Here is a 14,241-nt window from a genome sequence, read left to right as displayed (position 1 = left end):
CAGCGATTGTGAGATTAGGTAAGATGAGCTGCTATTTATCATTGCTGATTCATAATCATCGATTTATAGCTATCGGTTCATAACTACTGTCTGACAGCTTTTTACTGACAGCTCCTTACTTCATCTTATTATCTTTTCGATCACTTGGATATCACGCATGGCAAGTTTTGGCAAATTTATCAAACGACTGATTTTGGCCTTTATGGTATTGGTCGTCGCATTCCATGTGTTAGTCGCCGGACTACTGTTAATTTGGAAAACCCAGCCGATTAATAACAGTATGTTTATGCTGACCCATCGTTTGACGGGTGGTGATGTTACCCAAACTTGGGTTGAATATGATCAGATTGCCAAGTCTGCCAAGCAAGCGGCGATTGTGAGTGAAGACTCAACGTTTAGCCAACATGATGGTTTTGATTTTAAGGGCATTAAAGCGGCACAAAAGAAAAATGAAGCGACTGGTAAAATGTCAGCAGGTGGCTCAACCATCACCCAACAATTGGCTAAAAACCTGTTTTTAACCTCGCATCGCTCTTATACACGTAAAGCCGAAGAGGCTATTATCACATTGATGATTGAAACCTTGTGGGATAAGCAGCGTATCTTAACCGCTTATTTAAATGTGGCGGAGTTTGGTAATGGTGTTTATGGTGTCGAGGCAGCAGCCCAGCATTATTTTGATAAATCAGCTGCCAACCTGAACCGTGATGAATCAGCCTTACTGATCGCAATGCTGACCAATCCAAAATATTATGAAGACAATCAAGGCGACAAACGCCTGCGTAATAAACAACGTATCATTAAAAAACGTATGAAAAATGCCGTATTGCCACAATCTGCTTAGAGTGCTAATTGAACGCAATCAAATGGCAGTAGGTTTGAGGTGTAGCAGTCAATTTTATAAAAAATAACAATGATAAGTTAGAAGAGACGTTTAGTATAAAGACAAATATAAAAGATGATGGCATATCGATAATGATAAAGGAGTAATAACGTGGCAGAGATGAATAGTAAGCACAATACGAGTCATAAGATTGATGACATTATTGAGGCCAATCATGACGTCCATGATATCAATACAGAGAGCGGCACAAATAATGCTGTGAAAATAAACAATCTTCTTATCGATAGTAGCCCTAACTTAACTGAGGTTGAGTGGCAACGCTCGGAGGATGGTAGCTATTCACCTAGCAGTTATATCAATCGCGACTTGTCTTTATTGCAGTTTCATCTGCGCGTTTTAGCACAAGCGGCAGATCCTCGCCATCCTTTACTTGAACGTCTATTCTTTTTGATGATTTTTTCATCGAATTTAGATGAGTTTTTTGAGATTCGCGTTGCAGGTATTATGCAAAAACTAAATCTAGGTGATGTATCGACCAGTGTTCACGGTATGCGCCCCAGTGAAATCCTTAATGAAATATCAGCGGTGACCCATGATGCCATCGATGAGCAATACCGTATTTTGAATGAAGATATTTTGCCAGCGCTGGCGCTTGAAGACATTCGTTATTTAAAACGTGATGAGCTTAATGCCGAGCAATCAGCATGGATGAAGCGTTATTTTATTGAGCAAGTATCCCCAGTATTGACCCCAATTAGCATCGATCCGGCGCATCCCTTTCCGCGTCTGGTGAATAAAAGCTTAAACTTTATCGCCACTTTAGACGGTAAAGATGCCTTTGGTCGTGATATCAATCTGGCTATTGTCCCTGCACCGCGTAGTTTGCCGCGTGTGATTCGCCTACCTGATGAGCTGACAGGTGGCAAAGAGCATCATATTATGCTGTCAGCAGTGATTCATGAGCACGTTGGTGAGCTGTTTCCGGGAGTCAACGTTACCGGTTGTCATCAATTTAGGCTCACACGTAATGCTGATTTAGACTTGGCAGATGATGTTGAAGATATCGCCAAGGCACTGGAAGGCGAGCTTGAAAACCGCCGCTTTGGTGACAAGGTACGCCTTGAGGTCACTACAGAATGTCCGACGCCTATTAGTGATTATCTACTCGATGAGTTTGATCTACATGATAACCAGCTCTACCGTGTTAATGGACCCGTGAACTTAACGCGACTGCTATTTGATTTTAATATTCCAGCGCTGCGCTATAAGCCGTTTACTCATATCGTTCCTAAGCCCTTTCGCCGTGATTTTGATAAGCTTGATAAAACCACCAGTATGTTCGCCGCTATGCGTAAAGGCGATGTTTTAGTTCATCATCCTTTTCATGCCTTTTCACCAGTAGTAAATCTACTATGGCAAGCTGCCAACGACCCAAAAGTTTTGGCTATCAAGCAAACACTATATCGCTCAGGGACCAATTCAGAGATTGTTCAAGCGCTTGCAGCTGCCGCTCGGAATGGCAAAGAAGTCACTGCCGTCATCGAGTTACGTGCGCGCTTTGATGAGGCTTCAAACATCGCAGTGGCCAATTATCTGCAAGAAGCAGGCGCGGTCGTGGTATACGGTATTGTCGGTTATAAGACCCATGCCAAGCTCATGCTCATCGTGCGTCGTGAGAATGATAAAATCCGCCGTTACGTACATCTAGGTACCGGTAATTATCATGCAGCCAATGCCAAAGTTTATACTGACTATGGGTTATTCAGTGCTGACCCTGATATCTCTGAAGACGTTCATAAGATTTTTAATGAGCTTACCGGTATGGGTAAACCTGCTAACCTCAAAAAGCTCTTACATGCGCCATTTACTTTGCATGATAAATTGATGGGCTTTATTGATGATGAAATTGCTTATGCCAAAGCTGGCAAGCGCGCCCATATTATTATAAAAGTGAACGCTTTAACCGAACGTCGTTTGATTGATAAGCTATATGACGCCTCACAAGCGGGGGTCAAAATCGAGCTGATTTTACGCTCGATGTGCTGTCTACGTCCGCAAGTAAAAGGTCTGTCTGAAAACATCACGGTGCGCTCGGTCATCGGTCGCTTTTTGGAGCACACCCGCATTTACTATTTTCATAATGATGGTGATGAGCGTCTGTATTGCGGCAGTGCCGACTGGATGGACCGTAACTTATTCCATCGCGTAGAGGTTGCGTTTCCGATTGAAGATAAAAAACTGTCTAAGCAGATTTATCAAGATGGCTTATTAAATTATCTTCAAGACAACACGCAAGCGTGGACGCTCAGCGGTGATGGTGTTTGGAAACAGAATGCGCCAGCAGCAGGTGAGCTGCCACATATTGCCCAGGAGCATTTGTTAAAAATGATTAATGGAGTGGGTGAGCCTGTCTAGTTAACTTGGTTAATACTCTCTCAGAGACCTATTAATCGCATCAAAATGTCCAGTTAAAATAAAAGCCAAGCGTAGATGTCACTCTACGCTTGGTTTTTTTATGCTGATAAATGCAGCCAATAAGTTACAAACCGGCTTGTAACCTCACACTTATTCACATATTGATACCGCAGTACACTGGTGAGATACCGAAACTTCTACTTATAATCAAAGTCAGTCTTATCGTTGTTGGGTAAATATAAGCTCAATAAGTTAGGGACGGCTGATAACCACTGAACATATAAGTACTAAGCAACCATTAATAAACGATAAAAACAGGAACGTCATCATGAGTAATACTAACAACGATACCTCAGATATTAAAAAAGCAGCAGAGCAAGCGGATAGTCAGCAAATTGAGAAAAACTTAGAAAATAAAAAACAAGTCGATGCGCCAGCAAAATTGAGCGAAGCAGAACAAACTTCTTTTATTGATGATGACTTGCGTACAGATAAATAGTAATTGTTTTGGCTAACGGCCATAATCATTTGAGTTACTTACTATTTAAATAAATACAAGACTACCAAACGTGAGGAAAAGGCCATGTCAAATAATACTCATCCAAACAATACCCACCCAAACAATACCCATCCAAATAATGAAGAACCCGTATTTATTGATGATCCAGCAGCATTAGAGCCGGATAATACCAGAGACAGTTATGAGGGACGCAAGCACGATCCAGAAATCGATGGACCGCAGCAAGAATCGCAGGAAACCGATGAAATTTACTCTGATCCGCGCAAGGAAGAGAATTTACCCGATGGCGGCAAAAATGTCGGCGATCTGAATGCTTATGACCTCAGCCAAAAAGGTAATGAATAGCTTTCAATATGAGTGAACGTTCTATCTTAGATAGTCGATAGCCATCTGATGGCTAACAAAAAAACAAGAAAGATAAGTTAAAAAAATAACAAGTTAAAAAAATAAGGATATCACTATGCAAAACAAAGATATGCAAACCAAAGATCCTCAATTAACTAAATCTCGTATTGATGGTACTGGCATTGATAATGACGATACTCCTGCTAGCAGTCATGATACGATTGCCAACAATATTGCAGATCATGACGATATACCTAAAGGTACAGAGACGTTTCAAGAAACAGTGATTGGCACAAGATATGTCAGTGATGATGTAGACCATGGTAAACATACGCATGAAGACATTCATCACAATAATTATAACGTGATGTCTACTGATGATGATATTGAAAATCACACCACTACCAATAAAGGCACTGATACCTTTCAAGAGAGCATTGTAAATCAAGAGAGAGTGGTAAATTCAGAGCATGTTAATACTGGCGATAATGCCGCGCGTCAGCCAGATCGCCGTGACCAAGAAGGCAGTGCGTTTGATGAAGGTATCAATGAGCATACTACTGTTAGCGACGCTTCTAAAAGCGCCGCTATAAACGATTTGAACCGCTATGCAAACGTCGATAATGCTCAAACACGTGTATTAAATCCTGATGAAAAAGATTAATAGTTTTTGAATGGTCAGTTGATAAAAGTCATTTATTAAATACTTAAGAAATAATAAGTTTTAAGCATTAAGTATCGAGCATAAGGAATCGCTATGAATACGCCAGATGATGAAGCAGTAGACGACAAGAAAAATTATAAGCTCAAAGACGCAGACGATAACGATGGTATTGTTCCCGATGATGCACTGCAGAAAGTCAATCCAGCCGCCGCAGAAGAATTAACACCTGACCATGATCCGCATCACGTAGCAAAAGATCATAAACAGTATGATAGTGCATTAATGGTAGATGATAAATAACCACTGTCATAAAAACGAATTTTGAATGACTAGGCTTGGACAAAAAAAGTGCTGTAAACACCTATGCTAAATAGATTGTTTGCAGCACTTTTTTATTTTATCTAAGACAAAATCTAATAGGTTATGTGAAGCAGGGGGTGCCACTATGGAAGCGTAGCTCAGGATCTGGGCTAACTATCAACTCTGCTTCCACCTCTTTAAATAATGCGACCCGCTCATCAATATTATCATCGGATAAAGATTGTGCCAATGCCAAATAGTCTTCGAAATGGCGACTTTCTGACTTTAGTAAATAGCGATAGTATTTTGCCAAACGCTCATCATCGATGACCTCAGCAAGCGCAGCAAAACGTTCGCAAGAGCGCGCCTCAATAAATGCGCCTATTATCAACACATCTACCATCGCTGCTGGCTCATAGGTACGCTTATGTTTGAGCATACCTTTAGCATAACGCCCCGCACTTAGGTATTCCCACTCTTGCCCGCGCTCATGCATAATGCCGAGCACTTGCTCATAATGCAGCATCTCCTCACGTATCAACTGTGCCAATTTACGCTGCAAATCATAAGAAAATTCATAGCGAAATATTAAATTCATCGCCGTACCAGCGGCCTTTTTTTCGCAATTGGCATGATCTTGAATAATCAATGGCAAGTCAACAATGGCTGCATTTACCCAGGCTTGCGTGGTGCGCGCCCCCAAAAAATTATAAATAGGAGAGAGGTCTACCTTTAAAGGTGGCCGTAGTTGTCCGATATCGACGCTGTCTTCTTTGGCATTGTCTTCTTTAACATTGTCTTCTTGCGTTTCGTTTTCTTCAAAGATGTCTTCTTTAATATTAGCTATTGGCGACTGCATTATTGAAGTGTTTTGCGAATTTATGGTCATAGTTTAATTAGGCTTTATTTGCGAGTGGATGTTTAAAGTGATATTTAAACTAAAGAATAAGACATATAAGCGCTTCAATGTAAAAACAATATTAGCTGTACGTGCTACGAGTCTATCTTCTTTAGATTGAGCTGACTCTACAATAAGAGTAAATAAGCGTGCGACGCTGTCATATTACGCCTCTATTTTGAGCTTTTAGCGATATTAACTAAATGACATATCATAAGCTGAATATATTCAAACCTTCTTACACATCTTGGTGTGATAGATAACCATTACGTATAAATTAGTACTGTAATGATTACTTACAGTTTATACTTACCTTTAGGCCAGCATGTTTAGATTGAGAATTTATGGCTTCCAGCTCATATGGCTTATAGGGTATCATTTATATACAGTCTAAGTATTTACTTGCTGAATGAGCTTTTCTTGTTTATTTCATTATTTGATAGTAGGATGATATTTTGCTTTTGGGATATTTTGTCTTACTATTGATGGTCAGTTAATAGTGGATGGCTAGCATTATATCAACTATCAATGCCGCCTCAAAATTTAAGGTTTATAAGTAATCTTTGCTTAAAACCAGTCTAGATACTATCTGATAGTAAAATGTTAAATAAATGACTAATAACAGCTAAAGGCATAACAGCCAATGTAATGTACTAATAGATTCGCTTGAATTGTCTTTTAAGATCCAGTATTTATTACTTTGCATGCCTGCTTTACATACCCGTTTACATGGCTACTATGTTTTTTGGCAGCCCAGCATCAACAAACCTCACCAATAGATAAGGATAACAATATGAGCCAGTCTTCTAACGCCAATCGTATTCAGAAAGGCATTCTTGCTATCGATCAGCAGATGTTCGATTTTATTGAAAACGAAGTGCTGCCGAAAGTCGGTGTTGATTCAGACAGTTATTGGTCAGGTTTTGAAAAGGTCGTCAAAGAATTTACCCCGCGTAATAAAGCGCTGCTTGCGACCCGTGACAAACTCCAAGCACAAATTGACCAGTGGCATTTGGACCACCCTGCCAACAATGGCGATATTGATTACCCAGCTTATAAAGCATTTTTGCAAGAAATTGGCTATTTATTACCAGAAGGTGATGATTTCAAAGTAAGTACAGAAAATGTCGATGATGAAATTGCAAAGATTGCCGGACCGCAGTTGGTCGTACCTGTGCGTAACGCTCGCTATGCATTAAACGCAACCAACGCCCGCTGGGGCAGCTTGTACGACGCTTTATATGGCACAGACGTGATCAGTGATGAAAATGGTCAAGAAGCAAAAGGTGGCTATAACCCAACGCGTGGCGCAGCTGTCGTCGCTTACGCCAAAAAATTCTTAGATGAAAACTTTGCGTTAGCATCAGACTCGTACAATGATGCGACTGGCTTTAAAGTAGTCGATGGTAAGCTTGAAGTTGCCCAAGGCGATAGCAGCACGCAACTAAAAGATTCTGCTCAGTTTGCAGGTTTCGTTGGTGACGCCGAAAGCCCAACGGGTATACTGTTAAAGAACAATAACCTGCATGCTGAGATTCAAATCGATGGCAATCATCCCGTTGGTAAAGATGACCCAGCAAATATTAAAGACGTTTTATTAGAATCAGCGATTACTGCTATTCAAGATTGTGAAGATTCGATTGCTGCTGTCGATGCGGAAGAAAAAGTCGAAGTCTATCGCAACTGGTTTGGTTTGATGAATGGCGACTTGCAAGAGACCTTTGAAAAAGGCGGTAAAACCCGTACGCGTAAACAAAACCCAGACCGTGAATACACTACACCAGATGGCGGTACGCTAATCTTACCAGGTCGTTCGCTATTACTAATTCGTAACGTCGGTCATCTGATGCAAAACCCTGCAATCTTAGTCGATTTAGGTAACGGTCAAGAAGAAATATTCGAAGGTTTAATGGATGGCTTGATTACGCCGCTATTATCTTTGAATGATCTTAACGGTAAAACTGAGCTATCGAACTCACGTAAAGGTTCGATGTATATCGTTAAGCCAAAAATGCACAGTCCTGAAGAAGTCAAAATGGCGAATGACTTGTTTAATGCCTCAGAAGATTTATTGGGCTTAGAACGCAATACCATAAAAATCGGTATTATGGATGAAGAGCGTCGCATGACGGTCAATCTAAAAGAAGCGATCCGCCAAGCCAAAGAGCGCGTTATCTTTATTAATACTGGCTTCTTGGATCGTACCGGTGATGAGATGCACACCAGCATGAACGCCGGACCATTTGTGCGTAAAGGTGATATGAAGTCACAAGTGTGGCAGCCAGCTTACGAGCAATGGAACGTTGATATCGGTCTTGAGACTGGGCTACAAGGTCACGCTCAGATTGGTAAAGGCATGTGGGCGAAGCCTGATGAGATGAAAGAGATGATGGATACCAAGGCTGCCCATCCACAAGCAGGCGCCAACACCGCATGGGTTCCATCACCGACTGGCGCGACCTTGCACAGCATGCACTATCATCAAGTGAATGTCGTTGAGGTTCAAAACCGCCTAAAATCACGTGAGCGTGCAAGCTTAGACGATATTTTGACCATTCCATTAGCAAAAGATACCAATTGGACAGATGAAGAGAAGCAGCAAGAGCTTGATAATAACGCTCAGGGCATCTTAGGTTATGTCGTACGCTGGGTAAACCAAGGCGTTGGCTGTTCTAAAGTACCTGACATCAACGATGTTGGCTTGATGGAAGACCGTGCAACTTTACGTATCTCAAGTCAACATATTGCCAACTGGTTACATCATGATGTAGTGAGCGAACAGCAAGTGATGGATACTATGAAGCGTATGGCAAAAGTCGTCGACGAGCAAAATGCGGGTGATGATAGCTATCAGCCAATGGCTAATGACTTCGATAACTCTTATGCCTTCAAAGCCGCCTGTGACTTGGTGTTTAAAGGTCGCGAACAACCAAATGGTTACACTGAGCCATTACTGCATCAAGCACGCCTTGATTTAAAAGCCAGTACTACTTGCTAAATAATGCTTATATTCGGTGCTAATCGAGCGTTGACGGTGATTGGCGTTGCTGATTGATCAGCAATGCGTTATCTATAAGCTTAGCGCGCCTTATGACGGAATATTTAAAATTCCATTACTTATATTTATAAGCTCACCCTTATTTGCCTATGGTAAGTAGGGGTATTTTTTTGTCTATACTTAAAGTCAGATTAAATCTTATATTAGCTAAGGTCTTCAGCAATTATCGTAATTAAAAATAGAAAAATATGTTGCAAATTATGTCAAAGTTGTTATGCTTGTAGCTGAAGTATGAGTTTGGTAACGGATGTTACACAATAGAGTGAAAAAGACCTAAGTTTACATGGCAGTTACTTTTTAATCGCAATTATGTAAGCCATAGCTTTTTCATCTTACGGTAACAAAAATTCGCCACACTTGTTTCTGACTAATATCGGTAGCCAGTTACACATTATATCTTTGAGGATTTGTGACGATACCATTGTGAGCACCAGCTAATCATAGCTCGTTCATTACTAAAATTGTAAAGTGGAGATATACCCATGAAAAAACTACTTCTAGCTACAGCAATTGCTGCTCTATCTGTATCTGCAGCCAACGCAGCTCCTACTATTTATGGTAAAGGTTTTTTAACTTTAGATTTGAATACTGGCGACGTTGATACAACGACAACGACTTATAACGTTGATGGAAGTGTTAATAATGTTGTCAAAAGTTCAGAAGACGCAGACGGTCGTAGCCAGTTAAACTCAAATGCTTCACGTATTGGCTTAAAAGGCTCAGAAGCTTTAACCGCTAATACCGATCTTCTTTACCAACTTGAATATGGTATCGATATAGATGCTGGCGATCGTTTTGTAGATGCAGCCGGTGGCGGCCGTATGGAAAAATCAGATCAGTTTTATTCTCGTGATACTTACCTTGGTGTGAAAAATGCACAATATGGTACTTTACTTGCTGGTCGTTTGACTGCGATTGATGACTACGTTAACTTTGCTAACGTTACCCAAGGTGGCGTACTAGGTGGCGATGCTGTACTTGCTAGCTTTGACGGCCCACGTACTAACAATACTTTCAACTACTTTACTCCTAGCATCAATGGCATGCAGTTCATGGCAATGTACGCAATGGACGAAGATAACGGTACTGATACACTAGGTCGTGATGCATTCGGTCTTGGTGGTAAATACGAAACAGGTCCAATGAATGTTGGTGCTACATATATCCAAGCTGGTGACTTTAAAGTGGCTCGTGTAAGTGGTAACTATGCAATTAACCCAGCTATCACATTAGGTGCTTTGTATCAAAATACTGACTTTGATAGTGATGATAACGAAAATGCATTTACTATCAGTGGTGAAATGGCAACTGCTACTCCTTGGACTGCCTATGCCCAAGGTGATTTCGTAAACAACGTTGGTGGTGCTGACGACGCTGAAGCTTTCCGTGCTGTTGTAGGTGGCAAATACGCTATCAACAAAGCAACGACTGGTCACCTATACGGCGCCTATTTAAGCTCAGAGTCTACAGTAACGGCAACTCGTGTAAAAGTTGAGAACGAGTTTGATGGCTTTGGTCTTGGTGGTGGTATCGAATACAAATTCTAATTTAAATATTAGAATTTGATTATAAAAAACTCATCCTTCGGGGTGAGTTTTTTTGTTATGGTCTTTTTAAAGACTTAGTGGGTTATAATAGCTACGCGCTTATAACAGACATACGCTAAAAACTGAATGTTTTAAAGAGTTTATGCTTTTGCCCTATATTTTGTGGCGTATTTTTAGTAAAATCCTTCTTTACCAATTACCGACAGAGTGCTATGACCAAGTTTATATTTGTGACCGGTGGGGTAGTGTCCTCACTAGGAAAAGGTATCACCGCTGCTTCTCTTGCTGCCGTCTTAGAAGCCCGTGGCGTAAACGTGACGATGACCAAAATGGATCCGTATATCAACGTCGATCCAGGTACAATGAGCCCGTTCCAGCATGGTGAAGTATTCGTGACCGAAGATGGCGCGGAGACCGATTTGGACTTGGGTTATTATGAGCGTTTTTTACGCCATTCAAAAATGAGCAAGAGTAACAACTTCACCAGTGGTCGTATTTATCAGAACGTCTTGAACAAAGAGCGTCGCGGCGAATATCTCGGTGGTACGGTGCAGGTAATTCCACACATCACTGATGAGATTAAGAGTAAAATTCTTGCCAGTGGCGAAGGCTATGATGTTGCCATTATCGAGATTGGTGGTACGGTTGGTGATATCGAGTCGTTACCATTTATGGAAGCGGTACGTCAAATGCAAGTAGAGCTAGGCCGCAATAGAGCCATGCTGATGCATTTAACGCTAGTGCCTTATATCGCTAGTGCGGGTGAAACAAAAACTAAGCCTACCCAGCACTCAGTAAAAGAGCTGCGGTCTATCGGCTTGCAGCCTGATATCTTAATTTGCCGCTCTGATCATCATATCTCCCAAGACAACCGCCGTAAGATCGCGCTATTTACCAACGTCGAAGAGCGTGCAGTCATTATGTGTGAAGATGCCCAAAGCATTTATCAGATACCGCGTACCTTGCATGAGCAAGATCTTGATGATTTAATCTGTGAGCGTTTTGGTCTTGATTTACCAGAAGCTGACTTGAGCGATTGGGATAAAGTGGTCGAAGCGCAGTTGAATCCTGAAGCGACCGTGACGGTTGCGATGGTTGGTAAATACGTCGAGCTACCTGATGCGTATAAGTCTATCAACGAAGCCTTGCTTCATGCTGGTATCACTCATAAAGCCGACGTCAAAATCGACTATATCGATGCTGAGATTTTAGAGAGTGATGATAATTTATTTGCACGTCTTAATGATGCTGATGCTATTTTGGTGCCAGGCGGTTTCGGTGAGCGCGGTACGCTGGGCAAGATGAAGGCCATTACTTATGCGCGCGAAAATAAAGTGCCATATCTAGGCATCTGTCTTGGTATGCAGCTGGCAGTGATTGAATACGCCCGTAATGTACTACATATCGATGCCAACTCTTCTGAGTTCCATCGCACGGCGGCTGAGCCTATCATTGGCTTGATTACTGAATGGTTAGATGAGCGTGGCGAATTGCAGATTCGTAGTGATGACTCCGACCTTGGCGGTACGATGCGTTTAGGTGCTCAGCAAGCCGAATTGGTTGCTGGTAGTAAGCTTGCCCAAATCTATGGCTCAACCAATATCACTGAGCGTCATCGCCATCGTTATGAGATGAATAACCGCTACATCGAACCATTAGAACAAGCAGGTATGACGGTATCTGGTTATTCTGCCAAGCAACATCTGGTAGAGTCGGTCGAATTGGCGGATCATCCTTGGTTTATCGCCGTACAGTTCCATCCGGAATTTACCAGCTCACCGCGTGGTGGTCATCCATTGTTCAATAGCTTTGTCAAAGCAGCAAGAACTTATAGCGATAGTAAATAACATTTAATCCTTATAACTATTCTTGTAATTATAAGACGACTTAAAAGACTAATCTTCGGATTGGTCTTTTTTTTGAGCCTGATTTTAATGATAGCGGCTATTTTATTTTATCTAAGGCAAAGATAGATGTCTTTCATGATTCGATACTTCTCATAATTCTAGGTCTCTAATGATGAATTGCATGTAATTACGCTTGTACACTTTTTTTAATTGGTCTATCGGTTACAATATGGAATAGAGATTCTGATAATAATAAAGAGGACAATAATTTATGGAAAATTTATTAACCGCACAATCACATATTCAACTTAATACCCCTAATAACAATACTATCAACATCGGTAATGATCAGCCGTTTGTCTTATTTGGTGGGATGAATGTTTTAGAATCTAAAGAATTGGCATTTGAGATTGCTGAGCAGTACGTTGAGATATGCCAGCGCTTAGGGATTGGCTATGTTTTTAAAGCCAGCTTTGATAAAGCCAATCGCTCCAGCCTGCATTCGTATCGCGGCCCTGGACTAGAGAAGGGCATCGACTGGCTTGGGCAAATCAAAGAAAAATACCAAGTACCTATTATTACCGATGTGCACGAGCCGTATCAAGCGGCACCAGTCGCTGAAGTTGCTGATATTATTCAGCTGCCTGCGTTTTTATCGCGTCAGACTGATTTGGTACACGCGATGGCGAAGACAGATGCGATTATTAATATTAAAAAAGCCCAGTTTTTAGCACCACATGAGATGCGTCATATCGTTAATAAGTGTCTTGAGGGCGGTAACGATAAGCTTATCCTCTGTGAGCGTGGTAGCGCCTTTGGTTATAATAATCTGGTGGTCGATATGCTGGGTTTTGATACCATGAAGCAAATGGATATTCCGGTATTTTTTGATGTGACGCATAGCTTGCAGCAGCCGGGTGCGCGTAGCGATAGTGCTGGCGGACGCCGTGAGCAGATCACAACGCTTGCCCGCGCAGGTATGGCAACAGGATTGGCAGGGCTGTTTTTAGAAGCGCATCCAAGCCCAGAAACGGCAAAGTGTGATGGTCCTTGTGCGCTACGTATGAACCAACTAGAGCCGTTTTTACGTCAGCTTAAACAGATTGATGATTTGGTCAAAGGCTTTGAAGTATTAGATACTCATTAATAAAGTAGATCATAAGAGGATAAGACAATGGCGATTAAAGTTGCACAGGTAAGTATCGAAAATATCGATGACGCCGAAGGCTTAGATAGCGTGATGACGGCATTAAAAAACATCACAGGCGTTACTGAAATTGAGCTGGATACTGATAGCCATACTGCGTTTGTACGTTACGATGATACAGAAACTAGTATCCATGCTTTTACAGCGGCAATCAGCATGGTCGATTATGTCACACAGCCATTTCCTATCGATGCCCCGCAAAATCCGCGTTATCATGATTAGGTTTGGTTTATAAGAGGATAACCAAACTGACTTGTGGTCAACGCCAATACCTCTTATGCTAGTCTTGGGTATCTTCATAAAGCCTTATACAATTAAAGTATAAAAACCATTCATTCACAGATAAAAATAAGGAGCCTAACATGGCAAACCAAACACGTATTATTAAAATTGACGGCATGACTTGTGGCGGCTGTGTGGCAAGTGTCCATAACGCAACCGCAGATATCGATGGTTTAGACGATATTAGTATCGAGCTTGCTGATAATCAAGCAACAGTAACCTTTGATGATAGCAAGACCAGTGTAGAGACGATTGCTGCTGCTATTGATGATGCGGGCTTCGATGCCACCGTTGCCAACGCTTAATTTTATTCG

At 41.5% G+C, this 14,241-nt stretch carries 13 protein-coding genes; 12 read left to right on the top strand and 1 reads right to left on the bottom strand.

Annotated features, from left to right (window positions below; all coding sequences use genetic code 11):
- The first annotated feature begins 157 nt into the window (after positions 1-157).
- The 6 genes from mtgA to DABAL43B_RS10775 all read left to right on the top strand — a co-directional run bounded on the left by mtgA (position 158) and on the right by DABAL43B_RS10775 (position 5,088).
- Entirely contained in the window at positions 158-844 is a 687-nt protein-coding gene (gene mtgA / locus DABAL43B_RS10795; protein ID WP_079692367.1) for a monofunctional biosynthetic peptidoglycan transglycosylase, read from the top strand.
- Between the two features lie 159 nt (positions 845-1,003).
- On the top strand, positions 1,004-3,259 hold the full coding sequence (ppk1, locus tag DABAL43B_RS10790; protein ID WP_413771844.1) for a polyphosphate kinase 1: 2,256 nt from the start codon (positions 1,004-1,006) through the stop codon (positions 3,257-3,259).
- A gap of 328 nt (positions 3,260-3,587) precedes the next feature.
- A complete protein-coding gene (locus DABAL43B_RS14270) occupies positions 3,588-3,758 on the top strand; it encodes a hypothetical protein (RefSeq protein WP_171996348.1) in 171 nt (56 codons plus the stop codon).
- A gap of 84 nt (positions 3,759-3,842) precedes the next feature.
- The gene (locus DABAL43B_RS10785; protein WP_079692366.1) at positions 3,843-4,124 is read left to right on the top strand and encodes a hypothetical protein; all 282 of its coding nucleotides are present in this window, start codon (positions 3,843-3,845) and stop codon (positions 4,122-4,124) included.
- Positions 4,125-4,239: 115 nt separating this feature from the next.
- Entirely contained in the window at positions 4,240-4,788 is a 549-nt protein-coding gene (locus DABAL43B_RS10780; RefSeq protein ID WP_227516679.1) for a hypothetical protein, read from the top strand.
- Between the two features lie 93 nt (positions 4,789-4,881).
- A complete protein-coding gene (locus DABAL43B_RS10775; protein WP_079692365.1) occupies positions 4,882-5,088 on the top strand; it encodes a hypothetical protein in 207 nt (68 codons plus the stop codon).
- Between the two features lie 121 nt (positions 5,089-5,209).
- Here DABAL43B_RS10775 and DABAL43B_RS10770 read toward each other — a convergent pair whose 3' ends face one another.
- Complete coding sequence (locus DABAL43B_RS10770; RefSeq protein ID WP_145952534.1) at positions 5,210-5,977, bottom strand: tRNA-(ms[2]io[6]A)-hydroxylase; 768 nt, start codon at positions 5,975-5,977, stop codon at positions 5,210-5,212.
- Positions 5,978-6,779: 802 nt separating this feature from the next.
- Between DABAL43B_RS10770 and DABAL43B_RS10765 the strand changes: the two genes are divergently transcribed.
- From DABAL43B_RS10765 to DABAL43B_RS10740, 6 genes are all read left to right on the top strand, one after another.
- Positions 6,780-8,984, top strand: coding sequence for a malate synthase G (locus DABAL43B_RS10765; RefSeq protein WP_079692364.1), 2,205 nt, complete (start codon positions 6,780-6,782; stop codon positions 8,982-8,984).
- Positions 8,985-9,526: 542 nt separating this feature from the next.
- A complete protein-coding gene (locus DABAL43B_RS10760; protein WP_079692363.1) occupies positions 9,527-10,591 on the top strand; it encodes a porin in 1,065 nt (354 codons plus the stop codon).
- Positions 10,592-10,803: 212 nt separating this feature from the next.
- Positions 10,804-12,438 (top strand): CTP synthase, encoded by a 1,635-nt coding sequence (locus tag DABAL43B_RS10755; RefSeq protein WP_079692362.1) that lies wholly within the window; start codon positions 10,804-10,806, stop codon positions 12,436-12,438.
- A 271-nt stretch (positions 12,439-12,709) separates the two neighbouring features.
- Positions 12,710-13,585, top strand: coding sequence for a 3-deoxy-8-phosphooctulonate synthase (gene kdsA, locus DABAL43B_RS10750; RefSeq protein WP_079692361.1), 876 nt, complete (start codon positions 12,710-12,712; stop codon positions 13,583-13,585).
- A gap of 27 nt (positions 13,586-13,612) precedes the next feature.
- Positions 13,613-13,867 (top strand): cation transporter, encoded by a 255-nt coding sequence (locus DABAL43B_RS10745; RefSeq protein WP_079692360.1) that lies wholly within the window; start codon positions 13,613-13,615, stop codon positions 13,865-13,867.
- A gap of 140 nt (positions 13,868-14,007) precedes the next feature.
- Positions 14,008-14,232: a heavy-metal-associated domain-containing protein gene (locus DABAL43B_RS10740; RefSeq protein ID WP_011280902.1), complete on the top strand. Its 225-nt coding sequence runs from the start codon at positions 14,008-14,010 to the stop codon at positions 14,230-14,232.
- Positions 14,233-14,241 lie beyond the last annotated feature (9 nt).

This window comes from Psychrobacter sp. DAB_AL43B (genome assembly GCF_900168255.1).
GTDB lineage: Bacteria > Pseudomonadota > Gammaproteobacteria > Pseudomonadales > Moraxellaceae > Psychrobacter.
The sequence above is the reverse complement of the archived record's forward strand: the minus strand, read 5'-3'. Positions and strand labels throughout refer to the sequence as shown.

Bases quoted from the DNA above. Each gene is read 5' to 3' on its own strand.
- mtgA (WP_079692367.1), top strand. From the start codon at position 158: ATGGCAAGTTTTGGCAAATTTATCAAACGACTGATTTTGGCCTTTATG.
- ppk1 (WP_413771844.1), top strand. From the start codon at position 1,004: ATGAATAGTAAGCACAATACGAGTCATAAGATTGATGACATTATTGAG.
- DABAL43B_RS14270 (WP_171996348.1), top strand. From the start codon at position 3,588: ATGAGTAATACTAACAACGATACCTCAGATATTAAAAAAGCAGCAGAG.
- DABAL43B_RS10785 (WP_079692366.1), top strand. From the start codon at position 3,843: ATGTCAAATAATACTCATCCAAACAATACCCACCCAAACAATACCCAT.
- DABAL43B_RS10780 (WP_227516679.1), top strand. From the start codon at position 4,240: ATGCAAAACAAAGATATGCAAACCAAAGATCCTCAATTAACTAAATCT.
- DABAL43B_RS10775 (WP_079692365.1), top strand. From the start codon at position 4,882: ATGAATACGCCAGATGATGAAGCAGTAGACGACAAGAAAAATTATAAG.
- DABAL43B_RS10770 (WP_145952534.1), bottom strand. From the start codon at position 5,977: ATGACCATAAATTCGCAAAACACTTCAATAATGCAGTCGCCAATAGCT.
- DABAL43B_RS10765 (WP_079692364.1), top strand. From the start codon at position 6,780: ATGAGCCAGTCTTCTAACGCCAATCGTATTCAGAAAGGCATTCTTGCT.
- DABAL43B_RS10760 (WP_079692363.1), top strand. From the start codon at position 9,527: ATGAAAAAACTACTTCTAGCTACAGCAATTGCTGCTCTATCTGTATCT.
- DABAL43B_RS10755 (WP_079692362.1), top strand. From the start codon at position 10,804: ATGACCAAGTTTATATTTGTGACCGGTGGGGTAGTGTCCTCACTAGGA.
- kdsA (WP_079692361.1), top strand. From the start codon at position 12,710: ATGGAAAATTTATTAACCGCACAATCACATATTCAACTTAATACCCCT.
- DABAL43B_RS10745 (WP_079692360.1), top strand. From the start codon at position 13,613: ATGGCGATTAAAGTTGCACAGGTAAGTATCGAAAATATCGATGACGCC.
- DABAL43B_RS10740 (WP_011280902.1), top strand. From the start codon at position 14,008: ATGGCAAACCAAACACGTATTATTAAAATTGACGGCATGACTTGTGGC.